The following is an 18,854-nucleotide window of genomic DNA, read 5'->3' on the forward strand; positions in this document are numbered from 1 at the left end:
CTGGTCAGGCGGGGGCCGGGGCGGGAGCCGGGCGAACGGTGGCGCGGCGGCGGGCGCGGGCGCGGTAGCGGATCACCTGTACGGCCCCGAGCAGCCAGATCGGATACTGCACGGCGAACGCCCAGCGGAAGTCGCCCTGCAGGTCCATCACGACCCCGACGAGCGCGATCAGGGACATCGAGGCGGCGAAGCCGCCGCCGTTGACGATGCCGGTGGCGACGCCGATGCGCTCGGCCGGGTTGAACGTGCGGGCGTAGTCGAAGCCGACCATCGAGCCGGGGCCGTTCGTGGCGAGGGCCAGCATGAGCAGCCCGAGCGTCCACAGCGGGGCGGGGCCGGGCCAGAGCAGGACGAGCGTCCACGCGCCGGCCGTGGCGCCGATGACCGTGAGCACCATCCATGACCGGCGCAGTGGGAAGCGCCCGGCGAGGTGGCCGAGCAGCGGCCCGCAGCCCATCGCGAGCAGCGTCAGCGTGGTCAGCAGCACGCCGGCCGTACGCGGAGACAGGCCCTGGCCCTGCACGAGGAAGGGGTAGCCCCACAGGATCGTGAAGGCCGCGACCGAGCACTGGGTGGCGGCGTGGGTCCACATCCCGAGGCGGGTGCCCGGCTCCGCCCAGGCCGCCCGCACGCCGAGTGCCGCCGGCGCGCGGTCCGGCCGCCGTTCGCGCAGGAGGAGACCGACGGCGGTCAGCGCCACCACCCCCAGGCCCGCCGCCCACAGGAAGGTCGGCGTCCAGCCGTACGCGTGCAGCGAGGTGATCAGCGGCACGGTCGACACGACCGCGCCGAACTGGCCGAGGATGCCGGTGAGCTGGACGATCAGCGGGTTGCGGCGGGGCGGGAACCAGACGTTGACCACCCGGATCACGCTGATGAACGTCATCGCGTCGCCGCAGCCGACCAGCACCCTCCCGGCGGCGGCCGCCCACAGGCCGGTGGAGACGGCGAACAGAAGCTGGCCGAGGGCCATGACCGCCGCGCCGATGAGCAGCATGCGCTTGGAACCCAGGCGGTCGACCAGGACGCCGACGGGGATCTGCATGGCCGCGTAGACGAGCAGTTGGAGCATCGCGAGGGTGGACAGCGCCGCGGACCCGACCCCGAACCTCGTCGCCGCGTCGATCCCCGTCACGCCGAGCGACTGCCGGTGGAAGACCGCGACCATGTACGCGAGCACACCGGCGGTCCAGTAGATCAGGGGTTTGCGACTGTTCTCACCCGTATGCCCCACGTAGATGCATTTTACCTTTATGTGATTCTTGACCCTTGTGCGACCCCCACGCATGCGCCGGAACGGCAGGGCACCGTTCCGGCGCATGAGGACCGGAGCGTCAGACGAGGGCCGGGACCCGCTCTTCCGGGGCCTCCTCGGGCGCGTCGTCGCCGTGCGACAACCGCGGCAGCCAGTTGAGCCAGCGCGGCAGGTACCAGTTCCAGTCGCCGAGCAGCTTCATCGTCGCGGGCAGCAGCACCGCGCGGACGATCGTCGCGTCGATCAGCACGGCCGCTGCCAGGCCGATGCCGAGCTGCATGAACGTCAGCAGCGACAGCGTGGCGAACGTCGCGAACACCGCCACCATGATGAGCGCGGCGCTGGTCACCACGGCCGCCGTGCTCCTGATCCCGAACGACACGGCGTCCTCGGTGCTCATGCCCCTGTCGTACGCCTCCCTGATCCGGCTGAGGATGAAGACGTGGTAGTCCATCGACAGCCCGAAGAGGATCACGAACAGGAACAGCGGCAGCCAGTTGGTGATCGTCCCGGTGGAGTGGAAGCCCAGCAGGCTCTCGCCGTACCCCTTCTGGAAGACCAGCACGAGCACGCCGTACGCCGCGGCGACGGACAGCAGGTTGAGCACGATGGCCTTGACCGCCACGACGAGCGAGCGGAACGAGACGAGTAGCAGCACGAACGCCAGCAGCAGCACGAACCCGAACACCAGCGGGACGCGGCGCATGAGCTGCTCGTTGAAGTCCATCGAGCCCGCGGTGGACCCGGTGACGTGGGCGCCGGGCAGCGTGGCCGGGACGACCTTCTCCCGCAGGGTGCGGATCGCGTGCTCGGAGACCTCGTCGGTGCCGGTGCCCTTGATGCCGATGCTGATCTTGGCCACCGTCTTGTCGGGGTTGACGGCGACGGCGAAGGGCTCGTTGGCCTCGCCCGTGGCCAGCGCCCGCCGCCTGAAGTCGTCGATCTTCGCGGTGAACGCCGGCGTCGTCACGTCGGCCGCCTTCACCACGACCACCGCCGGTTCGTTGCCGCCGGGGAAGGCCTTGTCGATCCGCTTGAACGTCTCGGCGATCTGGTAGTCGCCCTGGAGGTCGTCGATGGTCTCCGTGCCGGTCTTCAGGCCGAAGGCCGGGACGGCCAGGGCGGTGAGCAGGCCGCCGGCGAGGACGACCGAGATCAGCGGGTGCCGCAGCACCGGCTTCATGATCGCGCCCCACATCCGGCTCTGGCCGCCGCGCACGCCGAGGATCCGCCGCCAGGTGACCCGGCCACCGGTGAGGACGCGCGCCGCGCCGTGGATCAGGCGGGCGTCGATCTTGTCGCCGATCAGCGAGAGCAGCGCGGGCAGCACGGTCAGCGAGCCGACGACGGCCGTGAGCACCACGAGGATCGTGCCCTCGGCGAAGCCCATGAAGATGCCGTTGCCGGTGAGGAACATGCCCGCCATGGCCACGATGACGGTGATGCCGGAGATGAGCACGGCGCGTCCCGACGTGGCCGCCGCGATCTCGATGGACCGCTTCTTGTCGCGGCCCTTCGACCTCTCCTCCCTTTCTCGCATGATGTAGAAGAGCGAGTAGTCGACGCCCACGGCCAGGCCGATCAGCAGCATGACGTTGGTGGTGGCCGAGTCGACGTGCAGGAGATGGCTGGTGAAGGCCAGCAGGCCGGTGGCCGCGAAGATCGCCGTCATCGCCAGCGCGACCGGGACGACCGCCGCCAGCAGCGCGCCGAACGCGGCGAGCAGGATCCCGAGCGTGATCGGCAGGGAGAGCTGCTCGGCGCGGACGAAGTCCTCGTCGATCGCCTCGCCGATCAGCTTCGCCGCGCTGGCCGCGCCCGCCTCCTCGACGCGAAGGCCGGGATGCGCCCCCTGCACCCTGGCCACCGCGTCGAGGACCGGCTGGATCCGGTCCTGCGCCGTGCCGCCGTCGCCCTTCATGTCGAACTGGACCAGCGTCGTGCGCCGGTCCTGCGTCACCGGCGAGGGCTCCTTGTCGTACGGCGTGCGCACATGCTCGACCTGGCCGGTGGCCTCGACGGCCCTCTTGACGTCCTCGACGGCGCGGCGGAAGGCCGGGTCCGTCACCGTCAGCGTCCCCGTACGGGACTGGACCAGCACGATCTCACCGGCGACGTTCGCGAAGCGCGCGCCGTCGAGGATCTGCTCGGCCTGGCGCGAGTCGCCGTTCGCGGACTCGTAGCCGCGCATCTCCGCCGTGCTCACGGCGTTGCCCGCCACCGTCGCGACGGCGACGAAGGCGACCCAGATGAGCAGCGCCCACCATCGATGGCGTGCGCTCCAGCCGCCGATGGTGGCGGCGATGTTCCTGCGGCGTCCCATGACCTCCCCTTAAACGTCTGCTTCGACGGTAGGAAGCGATCACGGGCCGGGCATCGGGCGTGCAGACCAGATCGCGCGTACTGCCCCGGGCGTACGTCCTCCTCCCCGCGATCTAGGGGACAACCCCTACTAGGCTCAGGGCATGAGATCGGAGCCGGTGTGATTCCCGCGGACGCCTTCTACGCGGGGCTGTTCAAGGTGGCCGCCGCGGCGGCCGGTTTCGTCACCGACTCCTCGGGGCGGGTCCTGCTCGTGAAGCCGGGCTACCGCGACCACTGGGGCTGGCCGGGCGGCCACATCGACGAGGGCGAGTCGCCCGAGGCGGCCTGCGGCCGGGAGCTGGCCGAGGAGCTGGGCCTCACCCGGCCGGTGGGCCGCCTGCTCGTGGTCCAGTGGGTGCCGCCGCTGGACGACCGGCCGGTCCCGCTGGTCCACTTCCTGTTCGACTGCGGCACGTTCGAGCAGGACGGGACGAGGGTGGTCCTGCAGGAGGAGGAGCTGGACGACTACGGGTTCTTCACCGCGGAGCAGGCCGCCTCCCTCATGCCGGCCTACCTGGTGGCCCGGCTGACGGCCGCCCAGCGGGCCCGCGCGACCGGCGAAACCGTCTACCTCCCTGCCACCGTCGTCGAATAGTTTCCCGCCCTCGTGGAATGGGGGAGACGACGTGAGTGACGAAAGGGACGGTGCGGGATGGACGATCCGGAGCTCAAGAAGGAGCTCGACGAGGTGGACGCCCAGATCGAGCGCCTGCGCGAGGAGGCCCGGCAGATACGCGAGGAGATCGGGCAGAGCTGGGACGCGCCCACGGACATGGCGGAGAGATCCGCCCTGCTGACCAACGTCGAGCAGCAGGAGGCGCTGATCGACGACCTGCAACTCCGCCGCGAGCAGATCCTGCGGCGGATGAAGGGCTGAGCCCGTCCCGGGGCGCCCGGCAACGCGTTTGTACGCTGGTATGTGCCACGAGGTGGTGACGTACCGGACGACGGGGGCGGCGTGGGCGTCATGACCGCTATGCGAACGAGGGTTGCCAAGGGGGAACCGGTCGGGCTGCCCGCCGAGGTGACCAGCTTCGTCGGGCGCCGGCACGAGCTGGCCGAGCTCAAGCGCCTGCTGGGGACCTCGCACGTTGTCACGGTGATCGGTGCGGGCGGGGTGGGGAAGACCCGGCTCGCGCTGCGGGCCGCCGAGGAGGTCCGCAGGAGTTTCCCCGGCGGTGTGTGGCTGGTCGAGCTGGCCGCGCTCGAAGATCCCGCCCTGCTCGTGCAGACCGTGGCCGAGGCGCTGTCGGTCAACGACCACTCGGCCCGGCCGCCGCTCGACGCGCTGGTCGAACGCCTGCGGGGCCGGCAGACCCTGATCGTGCTCGACAACTGCGAGCACGTGCTCGCCGAGTGCGCGGTGCTCGTGGACACGCTGGTCCGCGCGCTGCCCGACCTTCGGGTCCTCGCCACCAGCAGGCAGGCGCTCGGCATCGACGGCGAGCGGATCGTCGAGCTGGCGCCGCTGTCGATGCCCGGCCCGGACGGCGATTCGGCGGTGCCGCTCGCCGAGTCGGACGCGGTCCGGCTGTTCGCCGAACGGGCCGCGTCGGTCGTCCCCGGGTTCGAGGTGACCGAGGACAACGAGGAGGCGGTGGCCGAGATCTGCCGCCGGGTCGACGGCCTGCCCCTGGCGATCGAGATGGCCGCCGTACGGCTGCGCGCCCTGTCGGTGAGCCAGGTGCTGGAGCGGCTGGGCGACCGGTTCCGGCTGCTCACCGGGGGATCGCGGGCCGCGCTGCCCCGGCAGCGTACGCTGCGGGCGCTGTTCGAGTGGAGCTACGAGCTGTGCACCGAGCAGGAGCGGCTGCTGTGGCAGCGGGTCTCGGTCTTCGCCGGTGGCCTTGACCTGGAGGCGGCCGAGCAGGTGTGCGCGGGCGACGGCATCGCCCCCGAGGACGTGCTCGAACTCGTCGCGGGGCTGGTCGACAAGTCGGTCCTGCTCCGCTGGGAGTTCGACGGAGTGGTCCGTTACTGCCTGCTCGACACGGTGCGGGATTTCGGCCGTGAGCTGCTGGCGGCCTCCGGGGACGAGGCGACGCTGCACCGGCGGCACCGCGACTACTACCGGAAGATCACCTCAAGGGCCTGGGCGGAGCTGTTCAGCGCCGCCCAGCAATCGTGGATGGAGCGCCTTCAACGGGACCACGCCAACCTCCGCAAGGCCCTGGACTGGTCGCTGCGCGAGCCGGGAGAGGCGGAGACGGGCCTGGCGATGACCGCGGAACTGCTCTACCACTGGAGTGCCTACCACCTGTCGGAGGGGGCAGGCTGGTTCGACCGGAGCCTTGCCGCCGCGACGGAACCCGGCGAGGTGCGCGCCCACGCGCTGTGGGCGGGCGCCTGGATCGCCCTGCTCAGGGACGACTGCGCCACCACGCTCGCACGTCTGGAGGAGGCCACGGCGATCGCCGAGCGGCTCGGGCTGCGGGTGACGCCCGGCTACATCGCGTTCCTGTCCGGCATGGTGGCCGTGTGCGGGGGCGACCTGGAGAACGGCATGCGGCGGTACGAGGAGGCGGCGGCCGCCCATCGGGCCGCCGGCGACCCCATCGGTCTCGCGCTGGCGCTCAACCGGCTCGCCCTGGCCAACGCGTTCCTCGGCCGCCCGGCCGCTCGCGACCTGGCCGAGGAGTGCGTGGCCCTGTGCGACCTGTACGGCGAGGGCTGGCACCGGGCGTACGCGCTGCTGGCGCTGGCGATCGACGCCTGGCACCGGGACGACATGCGCGCGGCCTGCGAGATCGACAACGAGAGCCTGCGCTACAACACGACTGTGGGCGATCAGCTCGGCATGGGGATGAACCTGGAGGCCCATGCCTGGTTCGCCGCCGGCGAGCAGAAGTACGAGCGGGCGGCCCGGCTGCTCGGCGTCGTACGGACCTTCTGGCAGGCCGTCGGCGCGCGGCTGGCGGAGTTCCGCTACATGGGCCGCTGCCACGACGAGTGCGAGGCGGCCACCCGCGAGGCGCTGGGCGAGCGCGCCTTCCTGGCCGAGGTGTCCCGGGGCGCGGCGCTGACCCGGGAAGAGGCGCTGACGTACGCCCTGCAGGAGCGGACGCCCGCCCGCCGGCCCGCGCCGTTCGAGGGCCGGATCGCCCCGCTGACGCGCAGGGAGACGGAGATCGCGCACCTTGTCGCAGAGGGACTGAGCAACAAGGACATCGCGGGCAGATTGGTCATCTCCCAGCGCACCGCGGAAGGCCACATCGAGCACATCCTCGACAAGCTCGGGTTCAAGTCGCGCGCCCAGGTCGCCGCCTGGATGAAGGAGCGGCTGAGCGAGCGGCCGAACGGCCCGGGCGTGGACGGCGCGAGCGGCATGGCGGGCCCGGTCAGCGAAGGGCGTACGCCGGCAGCTCGAACCACGTGATCTTGCCCTGGCGGGTGCGCTCCGCGCCCCAGCAGCAGGCCAGCGAGTCCAGCAGCCGCAGCCCGCGGCCGTTCTCGTCGGCGGCGGAGGGCCGGGCCATCTCGGGCATCGCGCCGTCGCAGTCCTCCACCTCGCAGCGCAGCAGCCCCTCGACGGCCGACAGCCGTACGACGAGGTCGCCACAGCAGGTGTGGCACACCACGTTCGTGACCAGCTCGCTCACCAGCAGCTCCGTCACGTCGGACAGCTTGTCCATGCCCCAGGCGCTCAGGCGCTCGCGGACCAGCCGCCGGGCCCGCCCGGCGGAGGTGGCGTCCGCGGGCAGCCGCCAGGACGCGACCTCGACGTCGGGGTCGTCCACGAGCTGGATCGCGAGGTCGCCGACCCGCTGCCGCAGCGTCTCCCAACGGTGGCGCACCATGAAGTGGCGGCGCCGCAGAGCGGCGGTGGCCGCCTCGCCGCCGTGCGCGGCCGGCATCGGTTCCCGGACGGGACAGTAGATCAGACTCATGCGGCACATCCCAGGGAGTCGCGAGCCGGGATGCTGCGGCCGTCCGGCATGAGCTCACCGCTGTCGTCGAAGAGCACCACGCCGTTGCAGAGCAGTCCCCATCCCTGCTCGGGGTGGAAGGCGATCAGACAGGCCGCGTCGCGGTCGGGCGCGTCCGCCGACGGGCACTGCGGGTGGTGCTGGCACATGATCGGTCCCCCTGACTCTCATGCACTCTTTGAGACGCTTTCAGAGTGCCTTCTCGCGCCTTGGGGTGGGGAGGGGGAAAACACCCGTATCGATACCTGTTCGAGGCATACGTACGTAGTGGGTGCTAGCCGGGTCGATGGCCGGTAAAGCACGTGCCCGGCCCTCACCCGTCCAGGGAGATCGCGTCCTTCGCTCGATCGACCGACTCCTCGGAAGCCCCACGGCCCGGGTTCTCCGTGGCCAGCGCCTGGTTGAGCGCCACGAAGGGGCGCATCCGCCGCTCGTAGCGGGCGAAGGCGGCCTCGTGCGCGCCTCCCGCCGCCGCCAGCTCGGCGGCCAGTACGTACGCGCCCACGAGGGCGAGGCTGGTGCCCTGGCCCGACAGAGGGGAGGGGCAGTAGGCGGCGTCGCCGACGAGCGCGATCCGTCCCGACGACCACCGGTCCATGTGGATCTGGGCCATCGAGTCGCAGTAGAAGTCGCTCGCCTCCTCCATGCCCTTCAGCAACCTCGGCGTCTCCCCGCCCGCGCCCGCGAACGCCTCGGCCAGGGCCGCCCGCAGCCGGGCGGGGTCCCGGTGGTCGAGCGGCTCGGACCGGAAGCCGAGTGAGACCCGCAGCTCGGTGTTGCCCCGGACGGGGAAGACGCCGTACCCGCGCTCCCCGTCCTGCATCCAGACCTGCCAGTCCTCCAGCCCGAGGAAGTTGTCCATGCCGAAAACGGCCAGGTATGTCCCCAGGTGGTGGACGAACTCCTGCTCCGGCCCGAAGGCCAGCCGCCGGACCGTGGAATGCAGGCCGTCCGCGCCCACCACGAGGTCGTACCGGCGCGGCCCGGCGTGTTCGAACCGGGCCAGCACGCCCCGCCCGTCCTGCTCCAGCGCGGTGATCGAGTCGCCGAACAGGAACGTGACCTCCCCGCGCGTCCGCTCGTACAGCAGGCGGGTGAGGTCCTCGCGCAGCAGCTCGATGTCGTCGCTGCCGAGACGGCCGCTGCTGTAGGTCATCTCCTCCGAGCGCATGATCTCGTTGCCCTCGCCGTCGTACACGGACATGCCGCGATGGCCGGTGCGCAGGCGCCGCGCCTCGTCGAGGACGCCGGTGCGGCCGGCGACCTCCAGCGCGACGCCCCGGATGTCGATCGCCTGCCCGCCGGCGCGGAGGCCGGGTGCGCGCTCCACCACGGTCGGGGCGAAGCCGTGGCGGCGCAGCCAGTAGGCGAGCGTGATCCCCGCGACACCGGCGCCGGAGACGAGCACGTTGTCCATCGAAGCTCCCTTGGGGGTGTGGATGTCGTATGCGTAGTGAATGTACGGTGTAAGCACACGCTCCGCAAGCTGGAGTTATGGTGAGATTTTGTACTAGTACAGGTAGCTTCTGTCCTAGTACAGAAAGGAGATCGACGTGACGCCGCCGTACGCGAGGATCGTCGCCGACATCAGGCGCAGGATCGCCGAGGGCGAGCTGGCGCCCGGCGATCGGGTGCCCTCGACCCGGCAGGTGGCCGCGCAGTGGGGGGTCGCGCTCGCCACCGCGACGAGGGCGCTCGCCGAGCTGCGCCGGGAAGGGCTGGTCCGCGCGGAACCCCGCGTGGGCACGGTCGTCGCGGAACCGCCCCCGGCTCTCCCGCCCGCGCCGGGGCCTGCCGCGCCGCCGCGAGATCGGACGCGCGTCGCGGCGCCGGCCCCGAGGGGTGCCGAGACGGCGCGGCGGCGGCCGGGTGCGGGGGCCGAGCGCGAGCTGACCCGCGAGCGCGTCGTACGGGCCGCCATCGAGATCGCCGACGCGGAGGGGCTGCAGGCGCTGTCGATGCGCGGTGTGGCGGCCCGGCTCGGGGTCGCGGCCATGTCCCCCTACCGGTACGTCGGAGGCAAGGACGATCTGGTCCTGCTCATGGCGGACGCGGCGTTCGGCGAGCTGGGCTATCCCGGCGACTCCCCCGAGGGCTGGCGGGAACGGCTGGAGATCGCGGGCCGGACGCTGTGGGCGATCTTCCGGCGGCATCCGTGGCTGGCGCAGCTCAGCCCGCTCGGCAGGCCGCTGGCGCTGCCCGGGCTGACCGTGCACGCCGACTGGGCGCTGGCCGCCCTCGACGGCCTCGGCCTCGATCCGGTGACCGTGCTGGACGTCCACATCCTGCTCTACAGCCACGTGCAGGGCCTGGCGATCAACCTGGAGCGCGAGGCGCAGATCGCGGCGGCGACCGGCCTGTCGGAGGACCAGTGGATGGACGTCCAGGGGCCGGCGCTGACCGCCATCGCCGGGTCGGGGCGCTACCCGGCCTTCGCCAAGGTCATCGGCGCGCTGGGCGAGGACGGGTACGACTTCCGCCTCGACGACCTGTTCGAGCTCGGCATGCGGCTCCTGCTCGACGGCGTGACCTGCCTGGTGGAGCGGAGCCGCGCCTCCGGACGGTGATTAAAGTGGCGGCATGAGCGAGCGAACCAGTGAACACGGCGGGCGTGGCGAGCGGCGAACGCCGCTCCGAGCCGGAGGCGAGGAGCGAGCATGAGTCCGAGGATCGCGACCGCCGAGACCGTCTCCCGTGAGCAGTTGCTCGACTTCGTCCGTGACCGCCACCGGGCGATCCTGATCACGACGAGGCGCGACGGCGGCCCCCAGGCGTCCCCGGTGACCTGCGGGGTCGACGCCGAGGGCCGCATCGTCGTGTCGACGTACCCCGAACGCGCCAAGACCCGCAACGCCCGCCGCGACCCGCGGGCGAGCGTGGTCGTGCTGTCGGACGACTTCGACGGGCCGTGGGTGCAGGTGGACGGCGCCGCCGAGGTGCTCGACCTGCCGGAGGCCCTGGAGCCGCTGGTCGAGTACTACCGCTCGATCTCCGGGGAGCACCCCGACTGGGAGGAGTATCGCGCGGCCATGGTCCGCCAGGGCAAGTCGCTGGTGCGGATCACTCCGACGTCCTGGGGGCCGGTGGCCACCGGCGGGTTCCCGCCGCGCCTGGCCTGAGGCGCGTGAGCGGCTGCCCGCCCCGGGGATACCGCTCAGGCCGGCACGGCCGCCCGGTAGTCCCCGGGGCTTATGCCGTAACAGCGGACGAACCACCGGGTGAGGTGGCTCTGGTCGGCGAACCCCGCCTCGGCCGCCGCCTCGCCCAGTGAACGGCCCTGCGCGATCAGCCGCCGGGCCGTACGCAACCGGAGCAGACGCTGGTAGTCGCTGGGCGCCATGCCGTACACCGCGCGGAAGGCGCGGTAGACCGCGAACCTGCTGCGCCCGGTCACGGCGGCGAGGTCGTCGGCGGTGACCTCGGCGAGCGGGGCGTCCCGAAGGCGGCTCCGCACCCGCTCGGCGACGCGGCGGGCGTCGGCGGAGGTGGCCTCCCGCGCCGGCACCGGCCGGGTGGCGGCCCGCCGGACGATCGAGGAGACGACGGCGGTCAGCAACTCGTCCCTCCGGAGGGCCCCGGCGCCCCCGAGCAGGGCCTTGTGCAGCGCCCTGAGCCCGGCCGCGAGCGTCTCGTCGCGTACGACGGGCCGGGGGAACAGGGGTGGTCCCGTCTCCCGCCCGGCCAGGTCGCCCAGCACGCCGGTGACCAGCTCCGGCCTGATGTGGACGATCCGATAGGTGAACCCGAGGGTGTCGGCGGCGTGCCCGTCGTGCGGGTCGTCCGGGTTGAACGTCATGACCATGCCCGTCACGCTGGTGTGCGCGGCCCCGCGGCAGGTGAACGCCTGGTGGCCCTCCTCGGTGACGCCGAAGGAGTACGTCTCGTGACTGTGCCGGTGGTAGACGTGCCGGGCGAAGTGGGCGTGCATCGCCTCCAGCGACCGGTCGGGGGATCGCCAGTAGCGGGACCAGTCGTGTGCCACGGCACCATTGTGCGCGGTCGGATGGCGCACGAGCGTACAAGACGGCGCGCGGCGGCCGGCGGCAGCCTGGTTCGCATGCGTTTCGACTCCAAGATCGGCATCGTGGTCCGGGAGGACCTGGCCGTGTGGCAGAAGCTCAACGTGACCGCGTTCCTGGCGAGCGCGGTCGCGGGCGGAGTCCCCGAGGTGATCGGGGAGCGGTACGAGGACGGCTCGGGCACCTCCTATCTGCCGATGTTCCGCCAGCCCGTGCTCGTCTACGCCGCGTACCCCGCCGGGCTGGCCCGGGTGCGCGCCCGTGCCGTCGAGCGGGGGCTCGCCGTGGCCGTCTACATCGAGGAGATGTTCAAGACCGGCAACGACGTGGACAACCGGGCGGCCGTACGGGCCGTCACGGCGGAGGAGATGCCGCTCGTCGGGCTGGCCGTGCACGGTCCCAGGAACGCCGTGGACAAGGTGCTCAAGGGGCTCGCCCTGCATCCGTGATTCCCTCCGAGGCCCCGATCGTGGCAAGATCGCCGGTCCGCCGTGCGTGGATGGAGATCGGTGGAAAACCGGTTCCCGCCGGCTCGGGGATGCGGCTAGCCTCGGATGCCGCCACGGAGCGCCGGTGCCGTGAACCGGCGCGGACAAGGAAGACGCATGCCCGACCCGCTCACCACGCCGGCCGCCGAGCTTCCCGTACGCCGGCTCGGACCCGAGGACCTGGATCGATGCCTCGCCCTCAGCGAGGACAGGGCCTGGGCCCGGGAGGAGCGCAAGTGGCTGTTCCTCCTGGAAAACGCCGAGGTCTACGCGATCGACGCGCCATCGGGAGAACTGGCGGGCACGGTCACGCTGACCCGCTACGGCACGACCGCGGCGGGCATCGGCATGATGCTCGTCGCCACCCGATATGGCGGGCGCGGGCTGGGCCGCCGGCTGATGACGCACGTGCTGGACGCGGCCGGCGACGCGGCCGTCTTCCTCTGGGCCACCGAGTCAGGCCGGCCGCTGTACGAGAAGCTCGGGTTCGAGACGCTGGGCGTGACGGAGGCGCGTGTGGGGCGCCTGCGCGCCGGGGACGACCCCGTCCTGTCGAGGCCGGCCGACCTCCGTGCCGATCTCGACGCCCTGCTCGCGCTCGACGGCGAGGTCTTCGGCGCCGACCGGGCCGGGCTGCTCGCGCGGCTGTTCGCCTTCGCCGAGGAGGTCAGGGTCGCCGAGGACGAGACGGGGCTGACCGGCTACGCCGTGTCGTGGCGCAGCTTGGACACCCTGTTCATCGGGCCGGTGGTCGCCGGTGACGAGGCGGTCGCCCGCGCGCTCGTCACCGACCTCGCCCGGAACGCCGAGGGCCTGGTGCGGATCGAGGTCGAGCGCGCCCGGCCGGGCCTGCTGCACTGGCTCGGCGAGCGGGGCGTGTCACCGGCGTTCTCGACGTCCTTCATGGTCCACGGCGGCAGGCCGCTCCCCGGCGACCGGACCCGCATGTTCGCCCCGCTGATGCTCGCGATGGGCTGAACCCCTGCTCATGGGGCTTCCGCCGCGCGGGCTCGTTCTGATCCGGCTCTGATCCGCGCCGTCTACCGTCGGGACAGCCGGTGGGACACCGGCGCCCGCGCCGCGGCCGGTCGTGTCGTCGCCGGGGGGCGGGTGCCTCGCGAGACGAAGGAGCCGGACATGCACGATCCCGCCACCCCCGCCACGCACCACGAACGCGTCGAGCCTCTCGACCACAGCGGGCCCGAGCACGCCGCCGGCGCGTTCCCACACCTGCTGCTGGAGGCGCTACGCGGCTCGCCCGGCACTCCCGCCTTCGAACAGGGCGCCGGGATCGTCTCCCGGGGCGAGCTGCTGGAGCTCATCGGGCGCATGGCGTGCGCGATGCGCGATGCGGGACTCGGCTCCGGCGACGGCGTCGCCGTCCACACCGGCGTCACGCCGGAGGCGTTCGCCGCCCAGATGGCCGCGCACGTGCTGGGCTGCCGTGTCGTGAGCGTACGGCCCGGGTACACGCCCCGTCAGCTCGCCCACGTGCTCGGCGTGGGAATCGGCGCCGTGGTCCTCGATCGCTCGACGGCGACACCGGAACTGCTCCACGCCGCCGGGCCTGCCATGCTGCTGTCGCCCGGTCCTGCTCCCGGCGTGCCCGGCGTGGTCGACCTCCTGGCCCATCCCGGCGACGACCGCTTCCCCGCCGTCACTGCGCGCCCGGACGACGTGGCCCTGCTGACGTTCACCAGCGGCAGCACGGGCCGGCCGAAGGGCTGCGTGCTCACCTATCGGGCCCTGGCCGCGCACTGGTCCAGCCAGCGCGGCTGGTCGTCGATCGCGCCCGGCTTCGACGCGTCCTTCCAGCGCTACCTGCTGTTCGGCACCCTGTCGAGTCTGGTGGTGCTGGACTTCCTGGCGTCGTGCCTGCTCGGCGGCGGCACCGCGGTGATCCCCGACGAGGACGGCCGGCCGCTGTTCCCGTACGCGATCGAGCGGCATCGGATCACCGGCGCGATCGTGACCGTGCCCCGGCTGTGCCAGATGCTCGACCTGCTCCGCGAGGAGCCGGTCGACATCGGCAGCCTGCGCGCGCTGACGGTCTCAGGATCACCGGTCAGCCCGCATCGGCTGCTCGAGGCGCTGGACCGGCTGGGCCCCGTCGTCTACGTGGGATACGGCGCGACCGAGGCCGGCGTCATCTCCATGCTCACGCCCGGGGAGGGCCACGACGCGCCCGCCTCGGTCGGCCGCCCGCACCCGAGCGTCGAGATCAGCGTGCGCGACGAGGAGGGCCGTCCGGTCGCCACGGGACACACCGGCGAGATCCACGTGCGCAGCCCCTTCCTGATGGCGGGCTACTGGGATCAGCCGGAGGAGACCCGCGACGTGCTGCGGGACGGCTGGCTGCGCACCCGCGACCTCGGACACCTCGACGAGAGCGGCCTGCTGCACCTGGCCGGCCGGACCAGGGACGTGATCATGGTGAACGCGATCGTCGTGTACGCCGGTCCCATCGAGCGGGTGCTGTCCGGCCACCCCGACGTGGCCGAGGCGTACGTGACCGGCGCGCCGGACGAGCGGACGGGGGAGGCCGTCCACGCGTTCGTCGTCCCCGCTCCCGGCCGCACCCCGGACCGCGCGACCCTGACGGAGCTGGTACGCGCCGAGCTGGGCGCGGACAGCGTTCCCCGGACGATCACGACGGTGTCCTCCGTGCCGATCGCGCCGAGCGGCAAGCCGGACAAGCGTGCCCTGGTCGAGCGGCACCTGTCCTCGGCGCTCTGATCCATCTCTGAGAATCGCCCGCCAACACTGGTGAAACTTCAACCACCGCAGTGAGGGAGGCGTCAGTGCCGGACAACATCCTGGACTACCTGGTGATCGGCGCCGGACCGGCGGGCCTGCAGATGGGTCACTTCCTGCACCGGGCGGGGCGGAGCCACCGGATTCTCGAGGCGGCGCCCGAGCCCGGCGCGTTCTTCCGGACCTTCCCCCGCCACCGCACGCTCATCTCCATCAACAAGAAGCACACCGGATGGGACGACCCGGAGCTCAACCTCCGGATGGACTGGAACTCGCTGCTGTCGGACGACCCGGACCTGGTGTTCACCCGCTACAGCGACCGCTACTTCCCCGCCGCCGAGGACTTCGTCCGCTACCTGGAGGACTTCGCCCGGGGCCTGCGCGTCACGTACGACGCGCGGGTCGCCGAGGTCGCGCGCCCGGACGCCGAAGGCCCGTTCCTGGTGACCGACGAGTACGGCCGGACGTACCGGGCCCGGCGGGTGATCGTCGCGACGGGGGTCTCCCGGCCCAACGTCCCGCCCATCCCCGGCATCGAGACCGCCGAGCAGTACAGCACCCACTCGACCGACCCGGCGGACTACACGGACATGCGGGTGCTCGTCATCGGCAAGGCCAACTCGGCCTTCGAGACCGCCGACAACCTCCTCGAGACGGCGGCGGTGGTACACGTCGCCGGGCCGCGGCCGCTGCGGCTGGCCTGGCGGACCCACTTCGTCGGGCACCTGCGCGCGGTCAACAACAACTTCCTCGACACCTATCAGCTCAAGCTGCAGAACGCGGTGCTGGACGGCGACGTCCGGCGCATCGAGCGCCGGGCCGACGGCTCCTACCTCGTGACGGTGGCCTTCGTCCGGGCCGACGAGGTCACCAAGGACATCCCGTACGACCGGGTGATCGTCTGCACCGGCTTCCGGTTCGACGCCTCGATCTTCGCCCCCGAGTGCCGTCCCGAGCTGGCGATCGGGGACAGGTTCCCCGCGCTGACCCCGGCCTACGAGTCGGTCAACGTGCCCGGCCTCCACTTCGCCGGGACGATCACACAGTCGATCGACTTCAAGCACGGCACCAACGGGTTCATCCACGGTTTCCGCTACGGCGTGCGCGCCCTGCACCGCATCCTGGAGGCCAGGCACCACGGTGTCCCGTGGCCCGGATGTGCGCTGCCTGCCGATCCGGACGTGCTCGCGGCGGCCGTGCTCGAACGGGTCAACCGCAGCTCAGGACTGTGGCAGCAGTTCGGGGTGCTGGCCGACGTCATCGTCCCGGACGGGCGCGGCGGCGCGCGCTATCTGGAGGAGCTACCGATCCATCTGCAGGGTCCGCCGATCAGTGACGGCGGCCATTTCGCGATCACCCTGGAGTACGGCCCGCACCACGACCAGATCGACCCCTTCGACCTCTCGGTGGGGCGGATCAGGCAGAGCGACGCGGAGCGTGCGCACGAGGGCCACTACCTCCACCCGGTCGTACGCCGTTATCGGGGCGGTGTGGTGGAGGCCGTCCACCACGTCACCGAGAACCTGGAGAACGACTGGACCTCGGAAGAGGTGCACCACCGGCCGCTCCGCGACTTCTTCCAGCGCCAGAGCCTTCCGGTCTCGGTGTGACGGCCGTGCTGCCGACCGTCCGGGAGTTCGAGGCGGCGGCCAGGGACCGGCTGGACCCCGCCCACTACGACTACTTCGCCGGCGGGGCCGGCGACGAGGTCACGGTGCGAGCCAACGAGGCGGCGTTCGCCCGGCTCGCGCTGCTGCCGCGGGTCCTGCGCGGCGCGGGGAGCCCGCAACTCGGGGTCGCCCTGCTGGGCAGCCGTGTGGCGACGCCGGTGCTGGTGGCGCCGACCGCGTTCCACCGGCTCGCCGACCCGGAGGGGGAGAAGGCGACGGCCCGCGCGGCGGCCGCCGCGGAGACCATCATGATCGTGAGCATGGCCGCGACCGTCGCCGTCGAGGACGTCGCGGCCGCGGCGCCGGGCGCCACATTGTGGTTCCAGCTCTACGTCCAGCCGGACATGGCCTTCACCGAGGCGGTCGTCCGGCGCGCCGAGGCGGCCGGGTGCGCGGCGCTGGTCGTCACCGTGGACTCCCCCGCCCGGGGGCGGCGAGACCGGGACGCGCGCAACGGCTTCGACGACCTGCCCGAAGGCATGCGCTGCGAGAACCTGCGCGACGGCGACCCCGGGTCGGTGCGGCCGATCGTCATGTCATCGGCGATCACCTGGGAGCACGTCGACCTGCTGAGGCGGATGACACGGCTGCCGATCGTGCTCAAGGGCGTCACGCATCCCGCCGACGCGCGCCTCGCCCTGGACCACGGCGTGTCGGCGGTGTACGTCTCCAACCACGGCGGGCGGCAGCTCGACACCGTCCCGGCCACCGTCGATCTGCTGCCGGAGATCGTGGCCGCCGTCGGCGGGGCCGTACCGGTGCTGGTGGACGGAGGGATCCGGCGGGGCACCGACGTGGTCAAGGCGATGGCGCTGGGCGCGTCCGCGGTCGCGATAGGCCGTCCGGTGATCTGGGGCCTGGCGGCGGACGGCGAGCGCGGCGTGGCCCGCGTGCTCGGGCTGCTGCGGGACGAGGTCGAGCACGCGCTCACCCTGTGCGGCCTCGCCTCGGTGCGGGACCTGGAACCGGGGCTGGTGCGGCGATGCTGACGGCGGCGTGGGTGGCCGCGGCCATCGTCGTGATCAGCCTGCCCCGGTGGCTCCCCGGGCGCGTCGTCGCGCTGCGCGGGTGGGTGTTCACGAAGATCAACGGCGAGGAGAGCATTCCGGTCCCCGGCGACCTGGTCGGCGTCGACCGGTTCAGGGAGGTCTACTCCCATCCGGCGGCCTCCGGCCGGAGCGAAGGCGCCGCCCTGTCCGACCTGTTCTGGTACTGGCTGTCGCCGGGGCCCGAGATGCACCAGGAGCACCTGGAGGCGGGGGAGCGGTACGAGGCCGTCGCCCTGGCGACCCGCCGCGTCCTGTCCGTGCCGCGGGCACGGGCCGAGGAGCTCACCCGCCGGTGCGTCGTCCGGGCACTGGAGGGCAGGCGCGGGGTGGTCCGGCTGCGCGACCTGATGATGCCGGTCTGGGCCGAGTTCTCCTACGAGCTCGTCTTCGGCGAGCCGTGCCCGCCACACGCGCGTGACCTGATCGTCGGGAACGCGGACGACGTCGTGACCGCGCTGAAGTGCTGCGGCCTGCGGCACATGGACCGGCGCGACCGGCTGACCGCGTATCTCGCCGAGTCGCTGCCCCGGGTGAGGCACGAGCTTCCGGTGGGTCTGACGGCCCGGGAGCAGGCGCTGTATCTCCAGGGCGCCTTCTTCAACACCGCGGTCGTGCAGATGTCGGAGGCCGCGGCCCACGTGCTGATGGCCCTGGCCCAGCACCAGGACGTACAGAACAGAGCGCGTGCCGGAGACGACCGCTACCTGGACCAGGTGATCTCGGAGACGCTGCGGCTCTACCCGCTCTTCGGCATCGCCCATCGCGTCACCAAGGGAGACATCTCCCTCGGCGAGGGCGTCGCCATCCCGGCCGGCTCGGTGCTCTGCTTCGACTACCCCGCCTTCCACCGCGCGGGTTTCCCCGATCCCGAGCGCTTCGACCCCGGACGCTTCGCCCCGGGGCACGCCCCGGTCCGGGAGCTCAACCACATCCCGTTCGGCATGCCGGCCAACCGTCCCTGCCCGGCGTGGCGGCTCGCGCCGCTCGCCCTGCGCGTCGCGGTGCGGGAGACCCTGCGGGCGTACGAGCTCGACTCCACCGCCGCGCACACCCGGTCTCTGCCCAACCGGGGACCGTGCCTCCTCACTCCGCTGAACGCGCGGCGCGGGCCGGGACGGCGCCTGACGCTGCTGTTCATGCGCCTGCGGGACGGCTGGGAGGACGTCTGGCGCAGCCTGGTGCAGCTCGTCCTCGGCACGTACATGGTGTGGGACGCGCGCCGGCTGCGGCTGTGCGAGCGCCACTTCTCCGGCTTCTCGGGCTTCTCGGGCGACGCCCGCCCCGAGGGCACGTAGACGACCGGATCCGGGTGGCGGTGCCGGTGACCTT

General features: G+C 72.2%; 17 protein-coding genes. 11 read left to right on the plus strand and 6 right to left on the minus strand.

Features of this window, described 5'->3' with window-relative positions; translation table 11 throughout:
* Positions 1 to 4 precede the first annotated feature (4 nt).
* Complete coding sequence (locus ABZ857_RS03160; RefSeq protein ID WP_357036638.1) at positions 5 to 1,234, minus strand: MFS transporter; 1,230 nt, start codon at positions 1,232 to 1,234, stop codon at positions 5 to 7.
* Between the two features lie 100 nt (positions 1,235 to 1,334).
* Positions 1,335 to 3,578 carry an MMPL family transporter gene (locus ABZ857_RS03165; RefSeq protein WP_357036641.1) on the minus strand — a complete coding sequence of 748 codons (2,244 nt, stop codon included), beginning with the start codon at positions 3,576 to 3,578 and terminating at the stop codon, positions 1,335 to 1,337.
* Between the two features lie 159 nt (positions 3,579 to 3,737).
* Between ABZ857_RS03165 and ABZ857_RS03170 the strand changes: the two genes are divergently transcribed.
* The 3 genes from ABZ857_RS03170 (at position 3,738) to ABZ857_RS03180 (ending at position 6,995) form a co-directional block, all read left to right on the plus strand.
* A complete protein-coding gene (locus ABZ857_RS03170) occupies positions 3,738 to 4,214 on the plus strand; it encodes an NUDIX hydrolase (RefSeq protein WP_357036644.1) in 477 nt (158 codons plus the stop codon).
* Between the two features lie 57 nt (positions 4,215 to 4,271).
* The gene (locus tag ABZ857_RS03175) at positions 4,272 to 4,496 is read left to right on the plus strand and encodes a hypothetical protein (protein WP_357036647.1); all 225 of its coding nucleotides are present in this window, start codon (positions 4,272 to 4,274) and stop codon (positions 4,494 to 4,496) included.
* Positions 4,497 to 4,595: 99 nt separating this feature from the next.
* Complete coding sequence (locus tag ABZ857_RS03180; protein WP_357036650.1) at positions 4,596 to 6,995, plus strand: LuxR C-terminal-related transcriptional regulator; 2,400 nt, start codon at positions 4,596 to 4,598, stop codon at positions 6,993 to 6,995.
* On the opposite strand, the gene ABZ857_RS03185 is transcribed toward ABZ857_RS03180, so the two are convergent.
* The 3 genes from ABZ857_RS03185 to ABZ857_RS03195 all read right to left on the minus strand — a co-directional run bounded on the left by ABZ857_RS03185 (position 6,958) and on the right by ABZ857_RS03195 (position 8,962).
* Positions 6,958 to 7,506, minus strand: a complete 549-nt coding sequence (locus ABZ857_RS03185; RefSeq protein WP_357036653.1) for an ATP-binding protein — start codon at positions 7,504 to 7,506, stop codon at positions 6,958 to 6,960. The two genes, ABZ857_RS03180 and ABZ857_RS03185, sit on opposite strands and share 38 nt — an antisense overlap.
* The gene (locus tag ABZ857_RS03190; protein ID WP_357036656.1) at positions 7,503 to 7,694 is read right to left on the minus strand and encodes a DUF5999 family protein; all 192 of its coding nucleotides are present in this window, start codon (positions 7,692 to 7,694) and stop codon (positions 7,503 to 7,505) included. Before ABZ857_RS03190 ends, ABZ857_RS03185 begins: the two co-directional genes overlap by 4 nt.
* 164 nt (positions 7,695 to 7,858) lie before the next feature.
* Complete coding sequence (locus tag ABZ857_RS03195) at positions 7,859 to 8,962, minus strand: FAD-dependent monooxygenase (RefSeq protein ID WP_357036659.1); 1,104 nt, start codon at positions 8,960 to 8,962, stop codon at positions 7,859 to 7,861.
* A 136-nt stretch (positions 8,963 to 9,098) separates the two neighbouring features.
* Here ABZ857_RS03195 and ABZ857_RS03200 point away from each other — a divergent pair, with 136 nt between their 5' ends.
* Entirely contained in the window at positions 9,099 to 10,112 is a 1,014-nt protein-coding gene (locus tag ABZ857_RS03200; RefSeq protein ID WP_357036662.1) for a GntR family transcriptional regulator, read from the plus strand.
* 90 nt (positions 10,113 to 10,202) lie between these two features.
* Positions 10,203 to 10,664, plus strand: coding sequence for a PPOX class F420-dependent oxidoreductase (locus ABZ857_RS03205; protein ID WP_357036665.1), 462 nt, complete (start codon positions 10,203 to 10,205; stop codon positions 10,662 to 10,664).
* 35 nt (positions 10,665 to 10,699) lie between these two features.
* On the opposite strand, the gene ABZ857_RS03210 is transcribed toward ABZ857_RS03205, so the two are convergent.
* The gene (locus tag ABZ857_RS03210) at positions 10,700 to 11,527 is read right to left on the minus strand and encodes an AraC family transcriptional regulator (protein WP_357036668.1); all 828 of its coding nucleotides are present in this window, start codon (positions 11,525 to 11,527) and stop codon (positions 10,700 to 10,702) included.
* A gap of 75 nt (positions 11,528 to 11,602) precedes the next feature.
* Here ABZ857_RS03210 and ABZ857_RS03215 point away from each other — a divergent pair, with 75 nt between their 5' ends.
* From ABZ857_RS03215 to ABZ857_RS03240, 6 genes are all read left to right on the plus strand, one after another.
* Positions 11,603 to 12,013 (plus strand): DUF2000 domain-containing protein, encoded by a 411-nt coding sequence (locus tag ABZ857_RS03215; RefSeq protein WP_357036671.1) that lies wholly within the window; start codon positions 11,603 to 11,605, stop codon positions 12,011 to 12,013.
* Between the two features lie 156 nt (positions 12,014 to 12,169).
* Positions 12,170 to 13,030, plus strand: a complete 861-nt coding sequence (locus ABZ857_RS03220) for a GNAT family N-acetyltransferase (RefSeq protein WP_357036674.1) — start codon at positions 12,170 to 12,172, stop codon at positions 13,028 to 13,030.
* Between the two features lie 159 nt (positions 13,031 to 13,189).
* Positions 13,190 to 14,788, plus strand: coding sequence for an AMP-binding protein (locus tag ABZ857_RS03225; RefSeq protein WP_357036677.1), 1,599 nt, complete (start codon positions 13,190 to 13,192; stop codon positions 14,786 to 14,788).
* A 65-nt stretch (positions 14,789 to 14,853) separates the two neighbouring features.
* On the plus strand, positions 14,854 to 16,416 hold the full coding sequence (locus tag ABZ857_RS03230; protein ID WP_357036680.1) for an NAD(P)-binding domain-containing protein: 1,563 nt from the start codon (positions 14,854 to 14,856) through the stop codon (positions 16,414 to 16,416).
* Positions 16,413 to 17,465, plus strand: a complete 1,053-nt coding sequence (locus ABZ857_RS03235) for an alpha-hydroxy acid oxidase (protein ID WP_357036683.1) — start codon at positions 16,413 to 16,415, stop codon at positions 17,463 to 17,465. Before ABZ857_RS03230 ends, ABZ857_RS03235 begins: the two co-directional genes overlap by 4 nt.
* Entirely contained in the window at positions 17,459 to 18,820 is a 1,362-nt protein-coding gene (locus ABZ857_RS03240; RefSeq protein WP_357036686.1) for a cytochrome P450, read from the plus strand. The genes ABZ857_RS03235 and ABZ857_RS03240 overlap by 7 nt, the downstream gene beginning before the upstream one ends.
* Positions 18,821 to 18,854: the final 34 nt, after the last annotated feature.

Origin of the sequence: Microbispora sp. NPDC046933, from assembly GCF_040644635.1 — a bacterium.
Lineage (GTDB): Bacteria > Actinomycetota > Actinomycetes > Streptosporangiales > Streptosporangiaceae > Microbispora.

What these genes read in the sequence shown, in the direction of transcription:
- ABZ857_RS03185 (WP_357036653.1), bottom strand. Translation starts at nt 7,506, where the DNA reads ATGAGTCTGATCTACTGTCCCGTCCGGGAACCGATGCCGGCCGCGCAC.
- ABZ857_RS03215 (WP_357036671.1), top strand. Translation starts at nt 11,603, where the DNA reads ATGCGTTTCGACTCCAAGATCGGCATCGTGGTCCGGGAGGACCTGGCC.
- ABZ857_RS03195 (WP_357036659.1), bottom strand. Translation starts at nt 8,962, where the DNA reads ATGGACAACGTGCTCGTCTCCGGCGCCGGTGTCGCGGGGATCACGCTC.
- ABZ857_RS03175 (WP_357036647.1), top strand. Translation starts at nt 4,272, where the DNA reads ATGGACGATCCGGAGCTCAAGAAGGAGCTCGACGAGGTGGACGCCCAG.
- ABZ857_RS03165 (WP_357036641.1), bottom strand. Translation starts at nt 3,578, where the DNA reads ATGGGACGCCGCAGGAACATCGCCGCCACCATCGGCGGCTGGAGCGCA.
- ABZ857_RS03190 (WP_357036656.1), bottom strand. Translation starts at nt 7,694, where the DNA reads ATGTGCCAGCACCACCCGCAGTGCCCGTCGGCGGACGCGCCCGACCGC.
- ABZ857_RS03220 (WP_357036674.1), top strand. Translation starts at nt 12,170, where the DNA reads ATGCCCGACCCGCTCACCACGCCGGCCGCCGAGCTTCCCGTACGCCGG.
- ABZ857_RS03240 (WP_357036686.1), top strand. Translation starts at nt 17,459, where the DNA reads ATGCTGACGGCGGCGTGGGTGGCCGCGGCCATCGTCGTGATCAGCCTG.
- ABZ857_RS03225 (WP_357036677.1), top strand. Translation starts at nt 13,190, where the DNA reads ATGCACGATCCCGCCACCCCCGCCACGCACCACGAACGCGTCGAGCCT.
- ABZ857_RS03180 (WP_357036650.1), top strand. Translation starts at nt 4,596, where the DNA reads ATGCGAACGAGGGTTGCCAAGGGGGAACCGGTCGGGCTGCCCGCCGAG.
- ABZ857_RS03205 (WP_357036665.1), top strand. Translation starts at nt 10,203, where the DNA reads ATGAGTCCGAGGATCGCGACCGCCGAGACCGTCTCCCGTGAGCAGTTG.